This is a genomic window from Corallococcus exiguus, assembly GCF_009909105.1.
GTDB classification, from domain to species: domain Bacteria; phylum Myxococcota; class Myxococcia; order Myxococcales; family Myxococcaceae; genus Corallococcus; species Corallococcus exiguus.
This window is the reverse complement of record NZ_JAAAPK010000003.1, coordinates 797821-819025: the sequence shown is the minus strand read 5'-3', so window position 1 is coordinate 819025 and position 21205 is coordinate 797821. Positions and strand designations below refer to the sequence as shown.

Below are 21205 nucleotides of genomic sequence, written 5' to 3'. Positions count from 1 at the left end.
ATACATCTCAGTGCGCCGCGCGCGCCTCACCGGCGGGGGCCAGGCGCATGGGCTGGAGGCGGCCGTAGGTGAGCGAGCGCCACAGCCACTCCACCGGCCCGAAGCGGAAGCGCGCCAGCCACCAGTGGCTGAAGGCGACCTGCGCCGCGAAGACGCCCAGGCACAGGAGCACCGTGCGCGACGGCGGCGTGTGGCCCACCAGCCCCAGGCCCCAGCCGTCATACAGCGCGATGCTGATCACCGACTGCGTGAGGTAGAGCGTCAGCGCCATGCGGCCCGCGGGCGTGAGCACGCCCAGCACCTTGCGCCAGCGCTCCTTCTGGAAGAGCAGCGCGAAGGCCGCCGCGTACCCGCAGCCCATGAACAGGTAGCCCACCTCCCGCAGGGTGCGCATGCCCACCATCCACGGCGGCTGGCTGGTCTGTCCCCAGGGGCCGCCGGGGGTGCCCCGGCTCCTGAGATAGAGCACCAACGACACGGTGGCGACGGCGCTGCCCACGCCCAGCCCCCAGGCCATCACCCGCACGAGCAGCTTGCGGTGGCGCTCCACGTCCTCCAGCAGCTTCATGCGTCCGGTCCACAGGCCCAGCAGGAAGCGGCCCAGGATGATGCACAGCCAGATGGGACGCCCCGGGTTGGGCAGGTTCTGCCAGGCGAAGAGGGCGTTGGCCTTCTGCGACGTCAGCACGGACTCGCTGGACAGGCCGGTGAGGAACGCCGTGCGGTGCGCGGCCTCCAGGTCGCGCGTGGCCTTGGCGGCGGCTTCCGCGGCCTCCTTGCCGTGCAGCAGCTCCGGGCCAAAGCGCTGCGCGATGGACAGCGTGAGCGGCAGGACGACGAAGAGCACCGCCACCCAGGTGAGCACCGTCCTGTCCGAGCGCTGGCGGAACAACAGCAGGACGAAGCCCACCAGCGCGTAGGTGCTGAGGATGTCACCCACCCAGAGGGCGAACATGTGCACCAGGCCGATGCCCAACAGCACGAGCAGGCGGCGCCGGTACACCGGCACGATGGAGGTGCCACGCCCTTCCGCGCGCGTCATCTGCAGCGCGAAGCCCATTCCGAAGAGGAGGGAGAAGAGGGTGACGAACTTCTGGTCCACGAAGAAGGCGTAGAGCTGGCGGACCACCGCTTCCAGCATGGGCGCGGCCAGCGCCTGTGCCTGTTCGTTCGGCAGCAGCGTCCGGCCGCTGAACCAGCTCAGGCTGTTGGAGACGAAGACGCCCAGGAGCGCGAAGCCGCGCAGGGCGTCCAGCAGGTGCACGCGCTCGGAGAGCTCGACGGGTCCAGCGGAAGAGGGCTCGGGCATGGCGTGAAATTACACGCCCGCGTCCAGCGGTGCGTTACGGCTGCGGGGAGGGTGTCCGCGGACCGGGAAGGACTTCACGCAGGCAGCGCTCCAGGCCGCCCCGGTGACGCCATTGCATGGGGTAGCCCAGGGAGACCTCCTCGAAGCGCACGCCGTCGCGCCACAGCGTGGCCGGCATGTGCAGGTGCCCCGTCACCACCACCTCCGCGCGGTAGCGCGTGTGCCAGTCCTCGGTGAGGCGCGTGCCGCACCAGATGGAGAAGCGCGGGATGCGCGGCAGCCGCACATGCTCGTAGCGCAGTGGGTAGTGGTTGATGAGGATGGTGGAGCACTCCGGCGGCAGCCGCTCCAGCCGCGCGCGGGTGCGCTCCACGCGCGCGTGGCACCAGGCCTGACGGGTGGGGTAGGGCTCCGGATGCAGGAGCACCTCGTCCGTGCACATCAGGTCGTCCTCCCAGGCCCACTCCAGCGCCTTGTCCGCGGGCACGGTGTCCGGGCGGAAGGTGTAGTCGTAGCCCAGGAACATGGGGACGATGACGCGGGGCGGGCCCTCGCCGGGCCAGCGCGGATACGGGTCCTCCGGCGTGAGCGCGCCGAAGCGGTGGCACAGGTCCACCATGCGCAGGTAGCGCGCCTCGCCCTTCAGCGGAGGCTGTTCGGAGGGCATGGTCCACAGCTCGTGGTTGCCTGGCACCCAGACGACCTGGCGGAAGCGCGCGGTGAGCGTGCGCAGCATCAGCTCCATGTCCGCGAGCGTCTCGCCGACGTCGCCGCCGACAATGAGCCAGTCGTCCGGACGTGGCGCGAGTGCCGCCAGCGCCTCGTGGTTCTCCTTGTGCCGCAGGTGCAGGTCGCTGATGGCGTAGAGCTTCATGGCGTGCGTGGGGGAGTCCCTACCTTAACGCTCCCCGCCGCGCACGCCATGGGAACGCCCGGCCGTCAGCTCAAGGAGGTCAGGAGCGCCAGCACCTGCTGCGGCGGCGCGGCGCGGTCCATCCAGGTGATGCCCTCCTCCCGCAGCCCGCGAGACGGGGGATGCGTGGTGTGCAGCGCGCACGCGGCGCGAGGATGCTGGGCGCGCACGCACGTGAGCAGGCACAGCCCGTCACCATCCGGCAGGCCGTAGCCGCACACCACCACGGACGGCGCCGCTTCCCCCATCAGCCGCTCCGCTTCGCGCACGCCCAGGGCGAAGCGCTTGTCTCCGGGCAGGTACCTGGAGAGCCGCCGCAGCGCGGCCAGCGCACGCGGATCCGCGTCCACGAAGAGGAAGCTGGGTGGGCTGGAGGACTCTCGCATGAAGGCAATGGGTGGTGCGGACGGGCTAGACGCAAGAGGTTGTGTCGCGAAAAGCCTACCCCGGAAGTTCTTGGAAGCCAACCTCTCAAGTCATATCGACATGGGCGAACCCGGTAGGTTAACGACCCCATGGAAAAGACCCTCGCATCCCGGCTCGGAGGCGCGGCCCGCGTCGCCCGCACCCGCCTGAACCTGACCCAGGCGGACGTGGCGGAGCGCATCGGCATCGCCAGTGAGGTCTACGGGCGCCTGGAGCGCGGCCACATGCTGCCCAGCATCCAGACCTTCCGCCGGTTGTGCGTGGTGCTGTCCATCTCCGCGGACGAGGCGCTGGGGCTGAAGCCGTCGCAGGACGTGAAGTGGGCCGCGGAGCCTCCGTCCGACTACGGCGAGTCCGCGGAGCTGCGCCGGCTCCTGCGTCGCGCGAAGCAACTGGACCGGGGCTCCGTCCGCATCCTCAGCGTGCTGGCCTCACAGTTCAAACCGCGGAGCTGAGGGCGCTCCGGCGCTCATCCGGCCTTCGCCGCGCCGTCCCATCGCGCGAGCCGTTCCCTCAGTTTCCGGACGGAGGGAAAGCCGTTGAAGAGCACCACCTGCGGGTGATCTTCCAGCACCTGCCGCTCCGCCGACTCCTTCGCCAGCGCGCGGTCCACGCCCAGGAGCAGCCCCGCGTCCGGACGCGCGCGCAGCTCCGCCAGCCGGCGTGACAGCGGCGCCGCGTGCCACGGGTGGAACAGCTCCAGCGCGACCTCCTGGCCCGACTTCCGGTGGCGGAAGGTGAGGTCCGGCACGCACAGTCCAGCGGCGCCGGTGTGGCGGGGCAGGGGCGTCAGGTCCAGCGCCCAGGCCTCATCCTCGAAGTCTTCCGCCAGCGCGGCCACCTCCGGAGGCACGTGCCCCAGCGCGGCGGGCAGCGGGGATACCAACGGATCCTCATGGGAGAGCTGGAGCGTGGACCGCTTGCGCGCGTCCTCCAGCACCGCGGAGAGCTCCCAGCGCTCCAGGATGGGGACCACGGAGAGGAAGCTCGCGAGCTGCAGGCCGTACTTCTTCTGCAGGGACAGCATGGCGCCAGGGCCCTCCACCTCCAGGGCCCAGTCCTCGCCGTCGCGCCGCACCTCCGCCACCAGCCGGCAGAACTTCAACCAGCGCAACAGCTTGCGCACGCGCAGCAGCTCCGGAGACCGCGCGCGCAGGGTGAGGCGCCGGGCGTTGAGCAGCGGCCCCTGCGCGAGCGCCAGGTTGTAGCGGTCCAGGAGTCCCTGCGGAGTGAGCGCTTCGCCGTCCCAACCGAGCAGCTTCCGGTTGCCGGGCAGGTCCGAGTAGAGCGCCTCGCGCGTGTCCGCCAGCGGCGCGCCCAGGGCCTCCGTGAGGCGCGCTTCGTAGGCCTCCAGCGTGGTGTCCGGCGGAAGGGTCCGCAGCACCTTCGTGCCCACGAGCAGCGTGCGCCAGCGCGCCTCCGTGGCGCCTTCGCCGGCCTCGTCGAAGATGAGCCGGTCGAGGAGCAGCTTCACCAGCCCGCGCGCGACCTTGGGGCGGCTGAACGCTCCGGCCTTGAGGCTGAAGGCCTCCTCTACATCGTCGCGGCTCTGGCCCCGGAAGGACTCCGCGTCCGCGAGCAGCTCCTTCGCGAGCGCCTGGAGGGACGGGTCGTGGGTCTTCACGAAGGAGGGGCGCAGGATGCCTTCGCGCACGCGCGAGGCGAGCAGCTCACGCGTCAGCATCTGGCGATCCCTCCGGCTCCTGGTAGGCGCGGTGTTGCCGGCGTCTTTCGCTGATGCCGCTCTCCGCGGTCTGCGCGGAGCACACTTCGTACAAGAGGGCGCGCTTGCCGGGGCGTTTTCGCAAGATGCGGCCCAGGCGTTGGACGTGTTCGCGCACGCTGCCGCTGCCACTGAGCACCACGCCCACGCGAGCGTCCGGCACGTCCACGCCTTCGTTGAGGACCCGTGAGGTAAGCAGCACCGGCAGCTCCGCGCTGGCGAACGCGGCCAGCAGCGCCTTGCGCTCCGGCAGCGGCGTGTGGTGCGTGAGCGCGGGCAGGAGCAGCTTGCGCGCCAGCGTGTAGACCGTCTCGTTGTCGTCGGTGAAGACGATGGCGCGGTCCTCGCGGTGCTCCAGCAATATCTTCCAGAGCGCGTCCAGCTTGCCGCTGGAGGTGAGCGCGATGCGGCGCTGCTCCCGGTAGCCCCGGTACGCCGCGCGCCCCTCGTCGCTCCGCTGACTCTGCGCCAGGAAGCGCGCCCAACCCTCAGGTGACGCGAGCGGCACGCCCAGCTTGCGCACGAACGTGATGTAGCGGCCTCGCGCCTCGTCGTAGCGCGCCTTCTCGTCGGGCGTGAGCGGCACCTCGATGCGGCGGACCTCGTAGGGCGCCAGGTACTGGCCCTGGAGTTCGTCGATGCCAGTGCGGTGCACCAGCGGGCCCAGGAGCTCCTCGCACACGCGCTCGCCGCCGTCCGCGCGCTCCAGCGTCGCGGTGAGTCCCAGCCGGTAGGGCGCGAGCGTCCCCTCCGCGATGAAGCGGTAGCTGGGCGCGGGCAGGTGGTGGCACTCGTCGCAGATGAGCAGTCCGAAGCGGTTGCCCGTGAACTCCATCTGCATCGCCGCGGAGTCGTACGTCGTCACCGTGAGCGTCTGCCGGTCGTTGACGCCGCCGCCCACCATGCCCACCGGGGTGGCGAAGTGCTTCGCCAGCACGCCCTGCCACTGCGCCATCAGGTCCAACGTGGGCACCACCACCAGCGTGGGACGCTTCACCCACGCGATGGCCAGCACCGCCAGCAGCGTCTTGCCCGCGCCGGTGGGCAGCTCCACCAGCCCCCGGCCTCCGGCGCGCGTCCAGGCGTCCAGCGCCGCGCGCTGATGCGGAAACGGCTCGATGGGCACCGCGAGGGGCAGCTCCGCCGGCTCGAAGCGCTTCGCGCGGTCCTCGTAGGGCAGCCCGCATTCGCGCAGGCGCAGGACGACGTCGCGGTAGTGCCGCGCGGGCGCGCGGAAGACGCCCGTGCGCGCGTCCTTCTGGAAGAGCGCGTGCAGACGCTCGTCGTCGGGCAGCGTCGGGGCCACCAGCGTGCCGCTGTCGTAGTGCAGCTCGGTGAGGGGGGAGGGCAGGGGCTCGATGGCGGACGCTCGGGACTCTGGGGGAACCGACGTGGGGGGAGACTCGCGCGGGATGGGAAGTAGCGGGTTGGGAGGCGCGCCGCCACTCTGGCCCGCATGGCCGGAAGAAGCCACGGGCGCGGACGATTGGCTGCCTGGCGGCACGGCGTGCCATCTGGACGCGGGGCGGATTGCTTTGAGGGGGGCTCGGGCGTTACCTGCTCCACCCATGCCCTGGATCCGCCCTGCCATTGGTTGTCCTGTACCGCCCTCGGGTGGGAGTTCCGCATCCTTCCAGGCGTTGGCCCGCTGATGCGGATCCTCGTCGTCAGCCCGCATGCGGCGTCCCGTGCGCTGCTCAGCCGCTTCCTGGACTCGGAGCCGGACGTGGAGGTGTCCGCCACGGGCGAGCCCGATGACGCCTTCGCCTCCATCGCGGAGCACACGCCCGCGCTGGTGGTGGTGGACCTGCGCCGTCCGGACGAGGACCACCCGCTGTTCCTGGGGCTCTTGCGCAAGCGGCACCCGTCGCTGCCGGTCATCTCGCTGGTGCCCGGCCGGCTGCGCATCTTCGACGGCCGCTCCGAGCGCGTGCGCGAAGCCCACGGCGACACCGCGGAGGCGCTGCACCACCTGATGGGGTCGGTGCTCCAGGCCACGCGAGACCTGCTGGCCCAGCACCTGCTGCGGATGTTGCGCCCGCCGGTGGGGCGGGCCTGAGCCACCGCTCGACTACAGGCGCAGCCGGTAGCCCAGGGCGGCGAGCACCGCGCCCGCGTTCACGTCGCCGGTGGTGAGGAAGTCCACTGGAGCGAAGTGGAATTTCGCCTCCAGGAAGGCGCCGCCCGGACCCAGCGGCAGCTCCGCGCCCGCGAGCGCCTGGAAGCCCAGCCCGCCGCCGCTCTCCGACGTGGTGCTGTCGAACGACTCCACCGTCGCGCGGTGCAGGTACAGGCCAGGGCCCGCGCCCACGTAGGGCGTGAGCGGACCGAGCGCGCGGGGGAAGCGGAACACGGCGGACAGCTGGATGGCCACCTCGCGCTCGGCGAGCGTGTACGGCGCTTCGATGGGCTGGCCCAGGTTGTCCAGTTGGGGCCCGCGCAGCGTCCCGGTCGTGGAGGGCCGGTGGTAGTTCACCTCCAGCACCAGCGCGAGGCGCCGCTGGAGGAGGGGCGTGAGGTAGCCCACCTCGCCGCCCAGGAAGAGGTCGCCGCCGAGCGACGTGACGGGCTTGATGAAGCCCACCTTGGGCGCGATGAAGAGGGGGCCCCCGTTGTCCTTCTTGGAGGAGGGGGCGGCGGCCAGCGCCGCGGCCGCGAGCAGGGCGAGGGCGTTCATGGGGACACGGTGAAGCCGGAGGACGCGGGGAGGGTTCCGAAGGCACCGCTGGGGTCCGCGACGATGAACCCGTAGGTGCCGGGCACGATGCCGCCGGGACACGAGGGGTCCGTGACGGGCCGCGAGTCGAAGCCCGAGCAATTCGGCACGGTGGCCCGGAGCTGCGACGAGGAGACGAAGGTCACGTCGTACAGCGGGATGTTCACCGTCTGGCCGGGGTCCGTCTTCACGGGCGCGACGAGGTACACGTCGTGGGTGCCGGTCGTGAAGGGCTTCGAGGTGCCGGACGCGGTGTTGGTGAGGGTGATGACCGTGTCGCTCTTCGCGGGGCCGCTCGCGGGCGACACGGAGAGGGCGCCCAGCCTCGGATAGGTGATGGTGAGCGCCTGGGGACGCGTGACGGAGCAGCCCTCGGGGTTGGTGAGGGTGAGCGCGTAGGTGCCTTCCGGTGTCGCGGGAGGCACTTCGGTTTCGATGCGCGTGTCGGAGACGATGGTGAGGGTGAAGAGGGGCTGATCCTCTTCGCCCTGGCGCTGAAGGACGATGAGCGGCAGCGCGTCCGAGCGGAAGCCGCTGCCTTCGATGACGAGGGGGCTGGCGGCGTTGTAGCGGAAGCCGGCGGGCGCGGTGAGGTTGGTGATTTCCGGCGGCGGCACGACGCGCAGGGCGTCCTCGAGCTCGGAGGTGCCGCCGAGGGGGTTCGTCACGGAGACCGAATAGGCGCCGGGCGGGAGCGTGTTCGACGGCGTGCTGTCGCGGGTGGGCAGGTCCATCCGCATGAGCTCGGTGCGCGCGAAGAAGAGGTGGTCCGCGGGGAGCGTGTAGTCGGTCGGGCCGCTCAGCGAGACCAGGGGCAGCTCCACGGATGGCGTGTCGGTGAGCGCGTCGCGAGGCACGGGGATGAAGCGGCTGCCGATGAGCTCCAGGCGCCATCCCGCCGTGCCGCCACCGGCGTTGCAGACGCGCGCGGGGGTGATGAGCCGCTGCCGCGGATTGATGAGGCCCTCGAGCTTCGGGGTGGTGCCTTCGGTCGATTCGGAGCAGGCGACCAGGCTGAGCAGTGCGGCGGCGACCGGAAGGCGCACGGGTTCCTCCATCATCCCGTCAACAAGGCTGTCACACGTTAGGCCGGGGCCCCGGAGGGTCAGGAGTTTTTTCCGGCTCCGAGCCCACAGCCCGGCTCGTCCTGCGGGGTCGGTTGACGCAAAGGACTGATATCTCAGGGGAATATCTCGCGAAGGAGCGTCGGCACGGCGAATGCTTAGGCACCCCGGCAGCAGGGACGGGCAGCACGGCGGGGGGGACGGAGTCGGTGGGGGGGAAGCCGCACTGCTTCAGGGGGAACAGGGCGGGACGGGGCAGGACGCAGGACGGGGCAGGGCGGGTCGGGGCAGCAAGGGAAGCACGGGGCAGGACGGGCGGGTCGGGGCAGCACGCAGGGCGGGGTAGGGCGGGACGGGGCAGCACGCAGGACGGGGTAGGGCGGGTCGGTGCAGCAAGGGCAGGACGGGGTAGGGCGGGTCGGGGCAGCAAAGGCAGGACGGGGCAGGACGGGCGGGTCGGGGCAGCAAAGGCAGGACGGGGTAGGGCGGGTCGGGGCAGCAAAGGCAGGACGGGGTTGGGCGGGTCGGGGCAGCAAAGGCAGCACGGGGCAGGACGGGCGGGTCGGGGCAGCAAAGGCAGGACGGGGTTGGGCGGGTCGGGGCTGCAAATGCAGCACGGGGCAGGACGGGCGGGTCGGGGCAGCAAGGGCAGGACGAGGCAGGACGGGCGGGACGGGGCAGCAAGGGCAGGACGGGGTAGGGCGGGTCGGGGCAGCAAAGGCAGCACGGGGCAGGACGGGCGGGACGGGGCAGCACGCAGCACAAGCAGCACGGCGGATCAGGGCAGTGCGCATCACCTCTCATCGCGCGGCACCGTGGGGCAGCACGCGGCGCGGTCGAGCAAGGCAGCAGGCAGGTCGCAGGACGGGGCTGGGCGGCGGGACGGAGCAGTGCGCAGTTTGGGGGAGTCCGGCAAAGGCGGTCGTGGTCGCCGGACGGGAGAAGTGAAGAGCCGTGAATCAAGACGTGACGGCGCGAGAGCTTCGCGATCCAGCCGGCGGCGGCATCGAGGCGACGCGACAGTCAGCACCGGGCGTGTGGCGGGAGTGGAGTGGCGGGTCGGGGGGAGCAACACGCAGCCGGGTCTCGGAGAGCACGTACTCCCGTGATCCGGCGTACCTCGCAAATCTCATCGCGCGTGGCCGCGATGTCTGGAACGGGGAGAATCCTCATGGGAGCGGTGTCCATCGTCACCGCGGCGGTAGTGGTCCTGGCGGCTCACACGGCCGTGGCCCAATCAAAACCGCAGGTGCAATCACCCCAGGTGCAGGCACCGCAGATGGAAGGCCGTCGGCGGATCAGCAATGATCCGGAGCGGCTGGCACCCTTCGGTCTGATGCTCGACGCGGGCATGCCCGAAGGCGCGGGACTCTCCGGTGTCCTCCGGCCTTCGCCGTACCTGCGAATCCACCTCGGCGGAGCGCACAACGGTCTGCGAGGCGCCTTGCGCGCGGGACTCACGCTGCTCCCGCTGAAGAGCAAGGTCTCTCCCTCGTTCTCATGGGAGTTCGGACACGCGCAGGCCGCGAGCACGCAGACGCTGAACCGGAGGCTCGCGGACCGCACGCAGCTGCCCGCCTCCTCCATGGAGCGCGTGGGTTACACGTACATCAGTACGCACGTGGGCCTGGAGTTCAACGCCACCCGGCGCCTCAGCTTCTTCGTGCGCGGCGGCATGAGCTTCATGGAGATGGACGTCCCCAGCCTCCAGAAGCTGGACGAGCCCTTCCGCGACGCGCTGTCTCCCGTGGAGACGCAGTCGTGGATGATGCGCAAGGTGCAGCCGTCCGGAAAACTCGGCCTCACCTTCTTCTTCGGCTGATCAGCTGGCGAGCACCCGCTCGAAGAACGTGAGCGCCTGCGCCTCCGCCCAGAAGTACGGACGGTGCACGCGGCCCGCGACGAAGCCCACATGGCCACCCTGCTCGGTCAGCACCACGCTGAGGAACGGGTTGTCCCGCGCCGAGGGCGGAATCACCGGCGCCTCCAGCATCGGATCATCCGCGGAGCTCAGCAGCAGCGTGGGCCGGCGGATGTCCGCGAGCCTGGGCCCCGACGAAGCCTCCCGGTAGTAGTGCTCCGCGTCCCGGAAGCCATGCAGCGGCCCGGTGACCACGTCGTCATAGCCCCGGATGGTGCGCGCCGCTTCCATGCGCGTCCCGTCGAACGCGCCCGGGAACCGCTGCAACTTCGCGCGGGCCTTGCTCTTGAGCGTGCGCAGGAACCGCTCGCGGTAGAGCCAGTGGTAGCCGCTGCCGCCATCCAGCTTCCGGCAGCACGCGTCCAGGTCGTACGGCGCGCTGATGGACGTGGCGGCCACCACCGGCGCCTGGTCTCCCGTCTCCTCCAGCAGCCGGCACAGCACGTTGGCGCCCAGCGAGAATCCCACCGCGAGCATCGGTCCGGTGATGCGCTCGCGCACGTCCGCCATCACCAGCAGCGTGTCCGCCGTGTCTCCGGAGTGGTACGCCCGGGCCAGCCGGTTCGGCTCCCCGCTGCACGAGCGGAAGTTGATCGCCGTGGCGCCCCAGCCGCGTTTCGCCGCGCCCCGCAGCACCTCCGTGACGTAGCCCGCCTGCGAGGACCCCTCCAGGCCGTGCAGCACCACCACGTGCGGCGCGCCCTTCGGCCCGTCGAAGGTGTCCAGGTCGACGAAGTCCCCGTCCGGCAAATCCCTCCGCTCCCGCCGCAGGGGCGGCACGCGGGTGGGACGCACGAGCGACGCGTAGATGGTCTGCGCGTGCGCGCCACGAACGCCCGGCGCGGGAATGAACGGCTCGGTGGGTTGGAAGTTCACTTCCGCTCCCTGAGGGCGCGCGCCATCCGCATGGAGGCACAGCCCGACTTGCGCACGGACTCCGCCTCCGCGGTGAGCTGGAACAGCGCCAGGTAGTTGTTCACGCGTTCTTCCAACGTGGGGGCCTCGATGCGGCGGCACACCTCGTCCGCCGCGTAGTCCCGGCACACCTGGGGCCTCCGCTCGTACACGGTGCACAGGTTGTCCGCGCCCAGGTGCGGGCACCGCAGCCCCAACGGCTTGTCCAGCGCGGCGATGTCCGGCGCCACGCAGCAGGCGCCACAGCAGGTGCACTCCATGAAGCTCCTCGACGGTGTTTCTTCAGCGGCGGACGGCCTGCTCCACCTTGCCCAGGTTCGTCACGGTGAGCGTGACACCCTGGCCCTTCTTCCACGCGACGAACTCGTCCTCGCGCGTGGGCTTCACCTCGTGCTGCTTCACGCCGTCGTCGTCGTAGCGCACGAGCACGGTGTAGTCCTCCTCGCGCCGCACCCGCTCGTTCGTCCCGGCGACGAGCTCCGGCCAGCGCGGCGGCCCCTCCGTGCCCTTGAGCTCGCGCGTGTCCACCGGCTTCCACACGTACGTGTCGTAGGCGCACTGCTGCGAGTAGACGGGCTCGTTGCGGTAGCGCGTCTCCGTGTCGCAGTCCTCGTAGGACTCGTTGCAGTACTTCGTCACGTCGTGGCAGACCTCTTCGGCGAAGCCGTTGCCCTTGTCGCGACGGGAGCACTTCTCCTCGGTGCCGCAGGCCACCTTGCGCGTCTTCGTCCGGCACACGCGCTGGGTGCCGTCCGCCACCCGGCGGGTGCCTCGCTGCCGGGACGCGCAGTCGCGGATGTTCGTCACGCCCGCGACCTCGCCCGCGCCGTTCACCGGCATGCGCGGCGAGGTGTTGCTCAGCTCGTCCCGCCAGCCCGTGCGCGTCTCCGGGACGAAGCGCTCCTGCACCAGCGCGCGGCGCCAGTTCGTGGCCACCACCTCGCCCTTGAGCTCATGCTTCATGTTGCCCCAGATGCCCACCGCGCAGGTGCCCAGGCAGCAGGAGCTCAAGATGCCCACCACGATGAGCGCCACCTTGCCGAAGCGGCGGGGCTTGGGCGCGGGCTTCGGTGGCGCCTTGGGGGACAGGTCCGCGAGCGGAGCGGCCTTCGCATCCGAGCCCCGTTCGGCGGAGCACTGCCGGCAGCGCTTGCCGTCGCCCCGGTTGGCCGCGCCGCAGTAGGCGCAGAACCAGTCCTCGCCGGCGCCGGCCATCTCCAGGGCCTGTTCGTCGGCGACACCCTCGCGGGTGGACTTGCCGGAGGCCGCGTCCACGTCACCGAAGTCGAACTCGGACTCCTTGCCGGTGAGCTCCCGCGGGTTGTTGCAGGAGGGGCAGTTCTTGTGACGGGCAGGGATGTTCTTGGCGCCGCAGGACGTGCAGTTCCAGGAGCCCTCGATGATGCGCCTTCTCTCGGCCATGGGGCGCATCCTAGGGGACCTGTCGCCGCCTGACACATCCGGGTTAGGGTCGCCGCCCCTGTTTCCACCTGGCCGGAGGTGGGAAGCCAGACCGCTCTCCTGGAATGGGAGCGCGGAGGTTTCTCATGTCGAGTCGGACGGTGGTGTTGGTTCCGAAGCACCGGATGTTGCGCCGCACTCTTTACGGCTTGCTGTTGGCTGCTCCCTTGCTGCCCGGGGGACTGGCCTGTGGTGGCGAGGAAGTGGGCTTCGTCTGTGAGCCTGACTACTCGGCGCTGAACCTGGGGCCCATCGCCGTGCAGGCCGATGGAGGGTTCCCTCGCCCCTGCGGGCTCTGCCCCCCGCATCCTGACGGTGTTTCCAACTGGGGCTGCTCGACCGCGGGCACGGCGGATGGGGGCGCGGATCTGATCTGCCATTATCAGAGCTGCTTCGGCGACGGCCGCCGCCCGGAGGGCCTGAGGGAAGCCGCCGTGCTGGACTCAGGCAGCGAGCTGGGAGCCCTGTTCGCGAAGGCGGCCTGGTTGGAGGCGGCATCGGTGCCCGCGTTCCTGCGGCTCGCGGAAGAGCTCCAGACGCACGGCGCGCCGGAGGAACTGGTGAAGGCGGCCCGGCGCTCCGCGGGAGACGAGGTCCGCCACACGCGCGCGATGCAGGCGCTCGCGAGGCGTCACGGCGCGGACATGCCGGAGGTGGACCTGCCGCCGTTCGAACCCCGCTCGCTGGAGGAGATGCTGAGGGAGAACGCCGTGGAAGGCTGCGTGCGGGAGACGTTCGGCGCCTTCGTCGCGGGCTGGCAGGGGCGCACCGCCAGGGACCCGGAGGTGCGGAGCACGCTGCGCGCCATCGCCCGGGACGAGCTGCGGCACGCGGAGCTGGCGTGGGCGGTGGATGCCTGGGCGCAGGAGCACTTGAGCGCGGCGCAGCGGGAAGGGCTGCGCCAGTCGCGGCGGGAAGCGCTGCGGATCCTGGGCGAAGAGGTGGACGGCCACCATCCGCCAGAGCCGTTGATCCACGACGCGGGCCTGCCCTCACTAGCGCAGGCCCAGGCCCTGTTCCAAGGGCTCGCCGCCGTGGGCCTTCAGGCCTGATTCACACCCAGAGGGCGCGAGGGAAGGGGACCTCCGGAGCGGGAGGCAGCCCCGGGCGCAGCGGCCGCAACATGGGCAGCGACCCATCCCGCTGCACCCGCACCGCGCCGGGGACGCCGCCGAGCAGTGACGCCGTCGTGGGCTCCTCCCACCACACCACTCGCTTGAGTCCCGCGTGATGCGCCACGCGGCGCGCCTCCGTGAGCAGCACCTCCGCCGCGGAGGCGTCGCGCGCGTCCAGCATCAGCACCACCAGTTCGCCGTAGCGCGCGTTCATCGTCCACAGCGCGGTGGATTCGCCTACCACCGCGCCGCACGTCCGGGGCCGGGGCCGCGCCAGCAGGTCCGCGTAGATGCGCTCCCGCTCCAGGTGCCAGTCCACCTGCGCAGCGCCAGGCCACAGGAAGAAGGGAACGTCCGGCCGGCGCATCCGAGCGAGCGCCCCCGCCACGTCCGTCTCCAAAAGGCCGTCGTCCACGGGCCGTCCTCCCAGCGCATCGGCGGCGTCCAGGTGCCAGTCCCACGCGGGCACGTCCACGTAGCCTGACCGGCGATACAGCGGCGCCCCGACGTCGGAGAACAGGACCACCGAGTGCGGCCGCTGCGCCACTTGCTCCAGCTCCACGGCGACGGCGTCCATCAACCGCGTGGCGTGTCCCCGCCCGCGCAGGTGCTCCTCCGTGTACACGCTGGCGATGGCGTAGCTGTCCCCCTGCGTCAGCTGGCCGTCCGCGCCGCGCAGGAAGCTGTCCGTGTGGAAGGTCTCGCATGACGCCAGCACCCGGCCGTCATCCGCCAGCCACAGCCACGTGTTCATGCCCTCGCGGCTCCACGGGTGCGCGCGCAGCCGCGCTTCACGCTCCTGGTACTGCGGCACGCTCAGGGGTGAACCCCACGCGGCATGGGTGACGGCGTCGCGCTGCGCCTTCTGCGCGTCGGTGGCGAGGACGAGTGACATGGTGCCGGGCACGCTAGCCACGCGCCCCGCCCGCGCGCGAGCACTACAGCGTCGTGGTGTACGGGAACCGGAAATGCAGCTGCAGGTACGCCTGCCCCACGTGGAAGATGCCGTCCCCCAGCGAGTCCGGCAGTCCCAACCCGCCCAGCTCCTGCGGCACGTAGAACGTGGACTCCCAGCCCACGCTGACGAGGAAGCTCTTCGCCAGCTGGAACTCCAGGTCCGCGCCCAGGCTCGCTCCGGGCCGCAGGAAGTGCGTGTCCGGCAGCGTGTCGGAGAAGATGTACGCGTACGTCAACACCAGCCCCACGCCCAGCTTGAAGCGCACCGGACTGGACGACAGCGGCACTCCCAACCCGAGCGGCTTGAACGTCACGCCGTACATCCCCGTGTCGCGGTACTTGGGCGAGATGATGAACGAGTCCGGGATGAAGATGGACGGCGAGATGCGAATCTCATCCATCTGCTTCGCCTGCTTCCGGTAGCGCGCCGGGATGGCGCGCTGGTTCTTGCGCAGCCATTCCTTGTCCAGCACCGCGTCCACCGACAGCTTCAGCCCCGTGTGCAGCAGTTGGTCGTCCGCGATGGGGCCGGAGAACACGAACACCGCCGGCCCCACACCCACGTCCACCGGAACGGTGACCTTCTGCGCCGCCAGGGAGACGGCGGGCCACAGCGACAGCGCGAACAGCAACGGGAGCAGGGTGGGCCTCAAGGCGGGTCCTCACGTACCGGGTCCAGGGGCGACCCGCGTTTCGAACCTAGAAGGCTAGGACGCTCCGTGTCCCGCATGCGCTAAGAAGTTCGCGCCGGAATGGGAGCCGGCCCCTTCACGCTCCCTTGCAGGTCCGCTGCCGCACCTGCCTCATCCCAAGGAACCCAGATGCTCCCCGTTGCGCTGCTGCTCGCCTCGTCGCTGCAATCCCAGACGCCGGCGCCCGCCCCTCGTCCCGCCGCCCCGCCGCCTCCGACTGCCGCTCGCGCTCCGGCGCCGCCCGCGCCCCCGCCGCCCGCCATGCCCGCGGACGCTCCCGCAGCCGAGCGCGCCGCCGCCGCCGCGGAGCGCGCCGCCCTAGCCGCGGAGCGCGCCGCCGAGGCCAGTGCCCGGCTCGCGGAGGCCATCGAGCGTCTGGCTGAAGTCACCGCGCGCGGGCCCATCGCCCCGCCGCCCCCCGCCCCCGCCCCCGAGGCCGCCGTCGCCGCCGTCCCCGTGAAGCCCAGCGTCTGGGACGTCAGCGTGGGCCTGAGCCTCATCTCCCTCACGGGCAACGCGTCCACGCTGACGGTGAGTGGCCTGGCCAGCGCGCTGCGCAAGACGGAGCACTGGATCTACTCCGTGAAGGCCTACGGCGCGTACGGCCGCAGCCGCCCGCCCGAGGTGGAAGGGGAGGTGGAGTCCCTGTCCCAGGTGGTGGCCCTCAACGCCGGCGTCGAGCTGCGCGGGGACCGCCGCTTCACGCAGGAGATCAGCGGCTACCTGCTGGCCGGCGTGGACACGGACCACATCAAGAGCATCGAGGCGCGGCCCTACGGTGAAGGCGGCGCCAGCATCTTCTGGTTCGACACCAAGCGGGACGAGAAGGCCAGCGTGCGCGAGACCGTCCTGCGCACCGACTTCGCCTTCCGCTACGCACGCGAGCTGCGCTTCCAGTACTACCCCAATCGCGTGGACCTGCCGAACGTGGACCTGGGCGGTCCGCGCTTCGGCGCCCTGTTCCGCTACGGCCTCTCCAAGGACATCACCTTCCAGGAAGAGGCGGAGATCCTGGTCAGCGTCATCTCCGACGCGCGCATCCTCTTCAGCAGCCAGACGCAGGTGATGGCGAACCTCACCGACGCGCTGGCCTTGGGCGTGGGCTTCCTCGTGAAGTCCGACAGCGCTCCGCCCCCGGGCAAGGTGTCCACCGACACGGCGCTCTCCTTCAACCTGACCGTCGCCCTGTAGTCCCCCCACGCGGGTACCCAAGCCCGCCAAAAGCGACGCGGCGCCAGGGAAGAATCCCGGGCGCCGCGTTCGTGCTTCAGGGGACCGCGGAAAGCGACGAACTACTCGTGCGTTTCGTGTCCCTGCTTCTGGATCTGCTGGTGGCCACCCGTGCGGCCTTCCGTCGGGTTCGCTCCGATGTCCACCGCCTGCAGGTCGCTGTACTGCGACCCCGGCGGGTTGGCCAGACGGAAGCGGGTGCCCAGGTCCATCAGCGAGAAGCCGATGAGCAGCACCACGAACAGGATGGACACGCCGAACACCAGGCGGTTGGCGCCCTGGTGCTCCGACAGGTGCATGAAGTACAGCGCCACCAGCGTGCCCTTCACGCTGGCGATGATGAGCGCGAGCACCAGACCGAAGTCAGGCAGGTGCATGCGGCCAGTGAACACCGTGACGAGCGTGAGCACCAGCAGCGCAATCCAGATGACCACGTAGCGCCCGGCGCCGTGGTGCGCCTGCATGTTGTGCTCTTCCTGATTCGATTCGTTGGCGATGGCCATGTCGTAACCCTCAGACCAGGTACAGCATCGGGAAGAGGAAGATCCACACCAGGTCGACGAGGTGCCAGTACATGGAGCCCAGCTCGACCTGCGTGTAGTTGTTCGCGTTGAAGTCCCCGACGCGGTACGCGCGCACCGTGGCGAACGCCAGCACCGTCATGCCGATGACGACGTGCAGCGCGTGCAGGGCGGTGGAGGCGAAGTACACCGTGAAGTACAGCGGCGCGCCCGGCAGCTGGATGCCTTCGTAGAAGTAGTAGCGGCCCGGCAGCGTCCCGATGTGGAACTTGTGCTTGTACTCGAAGAACTTGATGACGAGGAAGCCCACCGCCATCAGGAGGGTGAGCACGTTCATGTGCCCCACCATCGCGTTCTTCCCCTCCTTGGCGTAGTGCACCGCCATGGCGGCGGTGAACGAGGAGGTGATGAGCACCACCGTGTTGATGGTGCCCATCGTCAGGTCCAGGCTGCGGCTGGACGCCGCCCACGCTTCCGGGAACAGGAAGCGGTAGGCCGCGTAGCACGCGAACAGACCGGCGAAGAGCAGGATTTCCGTGGCGAGGAACAGCCACATGCCCAGCCGCGCCGCGTGCTTCTGCACCTCCAGCGACGCGAAGTGAGCGGCCAGCTTGGGACCGGGCACCGAGCCCGGCGTCACGTGAGCGCTAGACATCCGACACCTCGCCCTGGGCCTTCTTCGGATCCACGTAGAAGTGCGGCTCCTCGGGATACGTCGGCTGGGGCCCGATGAAGTTGTGCGTGGGCGGAGGGGACTGGGTCAGCCACTCGTAGCCCTTGCTGTGCCACGGGTTGTCCACGCGCTCGCCGTAGATGAGCGCGTAGGTCAGGTACACCGCGATGATGATGAAGCCGAACGCGAGCAGCGACGCACCGGCCGTGGACGCCACGTTCAGCGCCTGGAAGCGCTCCGGGTACTCGTAGTAGCGGCGCGGCATGCCCGCGTTGCCCACGAGGAACTGGGGGATGAACGTCGCGTTGAAGCCCAGGATGATGAGCGCCGCGGAAACCAGGCCCCACCCCTCGTGGTACATCTTCCCGAACATCTTCGGGAACCAGTAGTGGAGCGCGGCCAGGAAGGCCATGATCGTCGCGCCCACCATGATGAAGTGGAAGTGCGCCACGACGAAGTAGGTGTCGTGCCACGCCACGTCCAGCGACACCGTCGCCACCGCGATGCCCGTCATGCCGCCGAACACGGTGAAGAACAGGAAGCCGCAGAAGTAGGCGAACGGGGTGCTGAACTCCACCGCGCCCTTGTAGACGGTGCCCACCCAGTTGAAGACCTTGATGGCCGTGAACACGCCCACCAGCATCGACAGCACGCCGAACACGCCGGCGTTGAAGGTCGACTGGCCGGACACGAACATGTGGTGGCCCCAGGCGAAGAAGCCCACGAACGCGATGCCCACGCTGGAGTACGCCACCGCGCGGTAGCCGAAGATGTTCTTGCGGCTGAACGTGGAGACGACCTCGCTCATCACGCCGAACGCCGGCAGCACCATGATGTACACGGCCGGGTGGCTGTAGAACCAGAACAGGTGCTGGAAGAGCACCGGGTCACCGCCGCGGGCCACGTCGAACATGCCCAGGCTGAACAGGTTCTCCGCCGTCACCAGCAGGAGCAGCAGGCCAATCACCGGCGTCGCCAGCACCTGGATGCAGCTGGTGGCGTAGAGCGCCCACACCATCAGCGGCATCTTGAACCAGGTGATGCCCGGCGCGCGCATGGTGTGCGTGGTGACGATGAAGTTCATGCCCGTGAGGATGGAGCTGAACCCGATGATGAACGCGCCGAACAGCACCGGCGCCACCGTGGTCGTCGTGTGCGCGCTGTACGGCGTGTAGAACGTCCAGCCGGTGTCCAGGCCGCCGTTGAGCATGCCCCAGAGCGCGAAGCCCGCGCCCGCCAGGTACACGTAGAGCGACAGCAGGTTCAGCCGCGGGAACGCCACGTCCTTGGCGCCCAGCATCAGCGGCAGCAGGAAGTTGCCGAAGATGGCCGGGATGGCGGGGATCATGAACAGGAAGATCATGACCACGCCATGCAGCGTGAAGACGCGGTTGTACGTCATCGCGTCCATGATGGTCGGACCGGGCGTGAGCAGCTCGATCCGGATGAGCAGCGCGAAGATGCCGCCCACCAGGAAGAAGAGCAGGATCCACGCCATGTACATGATGCCGATGCGCTTGTGGTCCACCGTCAGCAGCCACGACTTCACCGTGGTGCCGTCCGTCAGGTAGCTCGGGTGGTGGCCGTGGTCGTCGTGCGCCTCATGGCCGGGGACGGCCCCCGGCGCGGCGATGCTACTGGATGGGGTCATAGGCGGGGCCCTCGGAAGCGGTCTCACGCACGTTCGCGGTGCGCAGCGTCTTGATGTACTCGACGATGGCGGCCGACTCGGGGCCCTGCAGCTTGCCCTGGTAGGTCGGCATCACGTTCTGGTAGCCGGCGACGATGTGCGCGCCCGGGTCCATCATCGACTGGGTGATGTAGGCTTCGTCCACGCGGATGCTCTGGCCATCGTCGAGCTTCTCTTCACGCTCGTACATGCCCAGGAAAGTGGGGCCGATGTGCTTGGAGCCGTCCACCGAGTGGCACTTGAGGCAGCCCTGCGTGCCCACCAGCTTCTGGCCCTGCTCGGCCATGCGGGCGACGGGGGGCACCAGCGAGGTGTCCGCCAGCGCGTCCTGCCGGTCCTGCAGGCGGCCACGCTGCTGCTCCTTCAGCCAGTTCTCGTAGTCCTCCGGCGCGAGCACGACGACCTCCGCCAGCATCTTCGAGTGCGACAAGCCGCAGTACTCGGTGCAGAGCACCTGGTACGTGCCGGGCTTCGTCGCCTCGAACCAGGCCTGGGTGTAGCGGCCCGGCAGCGCGTCCATCTTGATGCGGAAGGACGGGACGTAGAAGGAGTGGATGACGTCGCGTGAGGTGATCAGCAGGCGCACCGGGCGGTGAGCCGGCACGTGCAGCACGTTCACGCCGTTGGGGCCCTCCGGATAGGAGAACTTCCACATCCACTGCTTGCCCATGACGTAGACATCCATCGAGTCCTTGGGCGGAGTGGTGAACCAGGTGAAGTCCCGGAACCCGATGGCGAACCACGCCAGGAAGAACACCAGCGGAACGGAGACGAAGAGGAACTCCGTCTTCAGGTCCGGCACCACGTATTCCGTGTGCTGGTGGGCCTCCCGCCGACGGTAGCGGAAGAACATGAAGAGCGCCGCGAGGCCGACGCCCGCGGACATCACCATCGTCGTGCCGACGACGAAGTAGTGCAGGAAGTCGACCCGTTCCGCGAACGTGGACGCGCGCTCCGGGAGGAACAGGAATTGGTTGGCCAGGTCGCTCATGTAGTCGCGCCTTTCTTCAGCTCGCGCCTCCAGAAATAGATCAGCATCGTGGCCAGGGCGCCAAAGACAGCCAGGGAGCCCAGGCGGATGAACCCGAAGATGTAGAAACCGTACCGCCGCGTGGCGGTGTCATACTTGAAACAGGACATGACGATGCGATCGACGCTCGTCCCGACCCGACCGCCCGCTGCTTCCAGCAGCGAAAGCTTCACGTCCTTGCGGTCGAACGACGTGCCGTAGAGGTAGCGGGAGATGCTCCCCTCCGGGGTGAGCACGGTGACCACCGCGGGGTGGGCGTACTGCTTCGTGCTCGGTTCATACGTGTATTTGAAGCCCACGGCATCGGCGAGCTTGTGGATGTTCTCGTCGGTGCCGGTGAGGAAGTGCCACGGAGCCGTCTCCGGCTTGCCCATGGACTGGAGGTACTTGCGCCGCCGCTCGGTGCTCTGCGCCGGGGTGTCCTTGGGGTCGATGCTGACGGTGACGGCCTCGTAGTCCTTGCCCAGCTCCAGGCCCAGCTCGCGCATCACGCGGACCTGCTCGTTGATGACGAGGTTACAGAGCATGGGGCACTCGTAATAGACGAGCGTGAGCAGGGTGGGGCGCGTCTTCGACAGCAGCGTGCCCAGCCGCACCTCTTCCCCGGTGGAGTCCAGGAAGCGGGTCTCCAGGGGGAGCGGATCCCCCAGGTGCTCCTCCACGTCCACGCCCGTCACCGGCGGGGGCAGGTCTGAGTCCGCCTCCACGATGGCGCGGGGCGTCTTGCCTCCACCCGGCAGGGCGAACGCGGGCGTGGCGCTGGTGAGTACCAGCGCGAGCGCCGCGAGGAGCCCGGCGGCGCGGGCGGAGGAGAGCGGAAGAAGGGACGGCATGGTGGGGGACGGCTCG

22 protein-coding genes are annotated in these 21205 nt (G+C 69.8%); 5 read left to right on the top strand and 17 right to left on the bottom strand.

From position 1 onward, the window contains the following. Window positions 1–7 precede the first annotated feature (7 nt). The 3 genes from GTZ93_RS14830 to GTZ93_RS14820 form a co-directional block, all read right to left on the bottom strand. A complete protein-coding gene (locus tag GTZ93_RS14830; protein WP_139916707.1) occupies window positions 8–1309 on the bottom strand; it encodes a DUF418 domain-containing protein in 1302 nt (433 codons plus the stop codon). 34 nt (window positions 1310–1343) lie between these two features. Next, window positions 1344–2183, bottom strand: a complete 840-nt coding sequence (locus tag GTZ93_RS14825) for a metallophosphoesterase family protein (RefSeq protein WP_139916705.1) — start codon at window positions 2181–2183, stop codon at window positions 1344–1346. A 65-nt stretch (window positions 2184–2248) separates the two neighbouring features. Then, a complete protein-coding gene (locus GTZ93_RS14820) occupies window positions 2249–2608 on the bottom strand; it encodes a response regulator (protein WP_120577300.1) in 360 nt (119 codons plus the stop codon). A 129-nt stretch (window positions 2609–2737) separates the two neighbouring features. On the opposite strand from GTZ93_RS14820, the gene GTZ93_RS14815 reads away from it, so the two are divergent. Continuing rightward, window positions 2738–3103 carry a helix-turn-helix transcriptional regulator gene (locus tag GTZ93_RS14815; RefSeq protein WP_014399416.1) on the top strand — a complete coding sequence of 122 codons (366 nt, stop codon included), beginning with the start codon at window positions 2738–2740 and terminating at the stop codon, window positions 3101–3103. A 14-nt stretch (window positions 3104–3117) separates the two neighbouring features. Here GTZ93_RS14815 and GTZ93_RS14810 read toward each other — a convergent pair whose 3' ends face one another. Both GTZ93_RS14810 and GTZ93_RS14805 read right to left on the bottom strand, forming a co-directional pair. Then, window positions 3118–4332, bottom strand: a complete 1215-nt coding sequence (locus GTZ93_RS14810; RefSeq protein WP_139916703.1) for a DUF790 family protein — start codon at window positions 4330–4332, stop codon at window positions 3118–3120. Then, on the bottom strand, window positions 4319–5722 hold the full coding sequence (locus tag GTZ93_RS14805; protein WP_120577306.1) for a DEAD/DEAH box helicase: 1404 nt from the start codon (window positions 5720–5722) through the stop codon (window positions 4319–4321). The genes GTZ93_RS14810 and GTZ93_RS14805 overlap by 14 nt, the downstream gene beginning before the upstream one ends. Window positions 5723–6019: 297 nt before the next feature. On the opposite strand from GTZ93_RS14805, the gene GTZ93_RS14800 reads away from it, so the two are divergent. Next, window positions 6020–6430 carry a response regulator gene (locus tag GTZ93_RS14800; protein WP_120577307.1) on the top strand — a complete coding sequence of 137 codons (411 nt, stop codon included), beginning with the start codon at window positions 6020–6022 and terminating at the stop codon, window positions 6428–6430. Window positions 6431–6442: 12 nt separating this feature from the next. Here GTZ93_RS14800 and GTZ93_RS14795 read toward each other — a convergent pair whose 3' ends face one another. Beyond that, a complete protein-coding gene (locus GTZ93_RS14795; RefSeq protein WP_139916701.1) occupies window positions 6443–7048 on the bottom strand; it encodes an outer membrane beta-barrel protein in 606 nt (201 codons plus the stop codon). Further along, a complete protein-coding gene (locus GTZ93_RS14790) occupies window positions 7045–8133 on the bottom strand; it encodes a hypothetical protein (protein ID WP_139916699.1) in 1089 nt (362 codons plus the stop codon). Before GTZ93_RS14790 ends, GTZ93_RS14795 begins: the two co-directional genes overlap by 4 nt. Window positions 8134–9322: 1189 nt before the next feature. Here GTZ93_RS14790 and GTZ93_RS14785 point away from each other — a divergent pair. Beyond that, window positions 9323–9973 (top strand): hypothetical protein, encoded by a 651-nt coding sequence (locus GTZ93_RS14785; protein ID WP_120581369.1) that lies wholly within the window; start codon window positions 9323–9325, stop codon window positions 9971–9973. On the opposite strand, the gene GTZ93_RS14780 is transcribed toward GTZ93_RS14785, so the two are convergent. Genes GTZ93_RS14780 through GTZ93_RS14770 form a run of 3 tightly spaced genes read right to left on the bottom strand, consistent with a single transcriptional unit; the run spans window position 9974 to window position 12409 of the window. Continuing rightward, window positions 9974–10948 carry a hydrolase gene (locus tag GTZ93_RS14780; RefSeq protein WP_139923333.1) on the bottom strand — a complete coding sequence of 325 codons (975 nt, stop codon included), beginning with the start codon at window positions 10946–10948 and terminating at the stop codon, window positions 9974–9976. Next, window positions 10945–11247 carry a YkgJ family cysteine cluster protein gene (locus GTZ93_RS14775; protein WP_139923331.1) on the bottom strand — a complete coding sequence of 101 codons (303 nt, stop codon included), beginning with the start codon at window positions 11245–11247 and terminating at the stop codon, window positions 10945–10947. Before GTZ93_RS14775 ends, GTZ93_RS14780 begins: the two co-directional genes overlap by 4 nt. Window positions 11248–11269: 22 nt before the next feature. Beyond that, a complete protein-coding gene (locus GTZ93_RS14770; RefSeq protein WP_120581372.1) occupies window positions 11270–12409 on the bottom strand; it encodes a hypothetical protein in 1140 nt (379 codons plus the stop codon). A 125-nt stretch (window positions 12410–12534) separates the two neighbouring features. Here GTZ93_RS14770 and GTZ93_RS14765 point away from each other — a divergent pair, with 125 nt between their 5' ends. Then, window positions 12535–13500 (top strand): ferritin-like domain-containing protein, encoded by a 966-nt coding sequence (locus tag GTZ93_RS14765; protein ID WP_139923329.1) that lies wholly within the window; start codon window positions 12535–12537, stop codon window positions 13498–13500. Between the two features lies 1 nt (window position 13501). On the opposite strand, the gene GTZ93_RS14760 is transcribed toward GTZ93_RS14765, so the two are convergent. Both GTZ93_RS14760 and GTZ93_RS14755 read right to left on the bottom strand, forming a co-directional pair. Beyond that, window positions 13502–14458: a GNAT family N-acetyltransferase gene (locus GTZ93_RS14760; RefSeq protein WP_139923337.1), complete on the bottom strand. Its 957-nt coding sequence runs from the start codon at window positions 14456–14458 to the stop codon at window positions 13502–13504. A gap of 43 nt (window positions 14459–14501) precedes the next feature. Beyond that, the gene (locus tag GTZ93_RS14755) at window positions 14502–15173 is read right to left on the bottom strand and encodes a hypothetical protein (RefSeq protein WP_120599942.1); all 672 of its coding nucleotides are present in this window, start codon (window positions 15171–15173) and stop codon (window positions 14502–14504) included. Between the two features lie 168 nt (window positions 15174–15341). Between GTZ93_RS14755 and GTZ93_RS14750 the strand changes: the two genes are divergently transcribed. Next, a complete protein-coding gene (locus tag GTZ93_RS14750; RefSeq protein WP_161662823.1) occupies window positions 15342–16403 on the top strand; it encodes a DUF481 domain-containing protein in 1062 nt (353 codons plus the stop codon). A 101-nt stretch (window positions 16404–16504) separates the two neighbouring features. On the opposite strand, the gene GTZ93_RS14745 is transcribed toward GTZ93_RS14750, so the two are convergent. From GTZ93_RS14745 to GTZ93_RS14725, 5 genes are read right to left on the bottom strand one after another with little or no spacing between them, the layout of a single operon-like run. Continuing rightward, window positions 16505–16945, bottom strand: coding sequence for a cytochrome C oxidase subunit IV family protein (locus GTZ93_RS14745; RefSeq protein WP_139923492.1), 441 nt, complete (start codon window positions 16943–16945; stop codon window positions 16505–16507). A gap of 10 nt (window positions 16946–16955) precedes the next feature. Beyond that, on the bottom strand, window positions 16956–17618 hold the full coding sequence (locus GTZ93_RS14740) for a cytochrome c oxidase subunit 3 family protein (RefSeq protein WP_120560477.1): 663 nt from the start codon (window positions 17616–17618) through the stop codon (window positions 16956–16958). Next, window positions 17611–19287, bottom strand: coding sequence for a cytochrome c oxidase subunit I (locus GTZ93_RS14735; RefSeq protein WP_120580866.1), 1677 nt, complete (start codon window positions 19285–19287; stop codon window positions 17611–17613). Before GTZ93_RS14735 ends, GTZ93_RS14740 begins: the two co-directional genes overlap by 8 nt. Next, on the bottom strand, window positions 19271–20317 hold the full coding sequence (coxB, locus tag GTZ93_RS14730) for a cytochrome c oxidase subunit II (RefSeq protein WP_120567457.1): 1047 nt from the start codon (window positions 20315–20317) through the stop codon (window positions 19271–19273). Before coxB ends, GTZ93_RS14735 begins: the two co-directional genes overlap by 17 nt. Further along, a complete protein-coding gene (locus GTZ93_RS14725; protein WP_120580873.1) occupies window positions 20314–21189 on the bottom strand; it encodes an SCO family protein in 876 nt (291 codons plus the stop codon). The genes coxB and GTZ93_RS14725 overlap by 4 nt, the downstream gene beginning before the upstream one ends. Between the last annotated feature and the right edge of the window lie 16 nt (window positions 21190–21205).

What these genes read in the sequence shown, in the direction of transcription:
- GTZ93_RS14820 (WP_120577300.1), bottom strand. Translation starts at nt 2,608, where the DNA reads ATGCGAGAGTCCTCCAGCCCACCCAGCTTCCTCTTCGTGGACGCGGAT.
- GTZ93_RS14830 (WP_139916707.1), bottom strand. Translation starts at nt 1,309, where the DNA reads ATGCCCGAGCCCTCTTCCGCTGGACCCGTCGAGCTCTCCGAGCGCGTG.
- GTZ93_RS14765 (WP_139923329.1), top strand. Translation starts at nt 12,535, where the DNA reads ATGTCGAGTCGGACGGTGGTGTTGGTTCCGAAGCACCGGATGTTGCGC.
- GTZ93_RS14795 (WP_139916701.1), bottom strand. Translation starts at nt 7,048, where the DNA reads ATGAACGCCCTCGCCCTGCTCGCGGCCGCGGCGCTGGCCGCCGCCCCC.
- GTZ93_RS14735 (WP_120580866.1), bottom strand. Translation starts at nt 19,287, where the DNA reads ATGACCCCATCCAGTAGCATCGCCGCGCCGGGGGCCGTCCCCGGCCAT.
- GTZ93_RS14750 (WP_161662823.1), top strand. Translation starts at nt 15,342, where the DNA reads ATGCTCCCCGTTGCGCTGCTGCTCGCCTCGTCGCTGCAATCCCAGACG.
- GTZ93_RS14740 (WP_120560477.1), bottom strand. Translation starts at nt 17,618, where the DNA reads ATGTCTAGCGCTCACGTGACGCCGGGCTCGGTGCCCGGTCCCAAGCTG.
- GTZ93_RS14785 (WP_120581369.1), top strand. Translation starts at nt 9,323, where the DNA reads ATGGGAGCGGTGTCCATCGTCACCGCGGCGGTAGTGGTCCTGGCGGCT.
- GTZ93_RS14760 (WP_139923337.1), bottom strand. Translation starts at nt 14,458, where the DNA reads ATGTCACTCGTCCTCGCCACCGACGCGCAGAAGGCGCAGCGCGACGCC.
- GTZ93_RS14770 (WP_120581372.1), bottom strand. Translation starts at nt 12,409, where the DNA reads ATGGCCGAGAGAAGGCGCATCATCGAGGGCTCCTGGAACTGCACGTCC.
- GTZ93_RS14815 (WP_014399416.1), top strand. Translation starts at nt 2,738, where the DNA reads ATGGAAAAGACCCTCGCATCCCGGCTCGGAGGCGCGGCCCGCGTCGCC.
- GTZ93_RS14825 (WP_139916705.1), bottom strand. Translation starts at nt 2,183, where the DNA reads ATGAAGCTCTACGCCATCAGCGACCTGCACCTGCGGCACAAGGAGAAC.
- coxB (WP_120567457.1), bottom strand. Translation starts at nt 20,317, where the DNA reads ATGAGCGACCTGGCCAACCAATTCCTGTTCCTCCCGGAGCGCGCGTCC.
- GTZ93_RS14725 (WP_120580873.1), bottom strand. Translation starts at nt 21,189, where the DNA reads ATGCCGTCCCTTCTTCCGCTCTCCTCCGCCCGCGCCGCCGGGCTCCTC.
- GTZ93_RS14775 (WP_139923331.1), bottom strand. Translation starts at nt 11,247, where the DNA reads ATGGAGTGCACCTGCTGTGGCGCCTGCTGCGTGGCGCCGGACATCGCC.
- GTZ93_RS14810 (WP_139916703.1), bottom strand. Translation starts at nt 4,332, where the DNA reads ATGCTGACGCGTGAGCTGCTCGCCTCGCGCGTGCGCGAAGGCATCCTG.
- GTZ93_RS14745 (WP_139923492.1), bottom strand. Translation starts at nt 16,945, where the DNA reads ATGGCCATCGCCAACGAATCGAATCAGGAAGAGCACAACATGCAGGCG.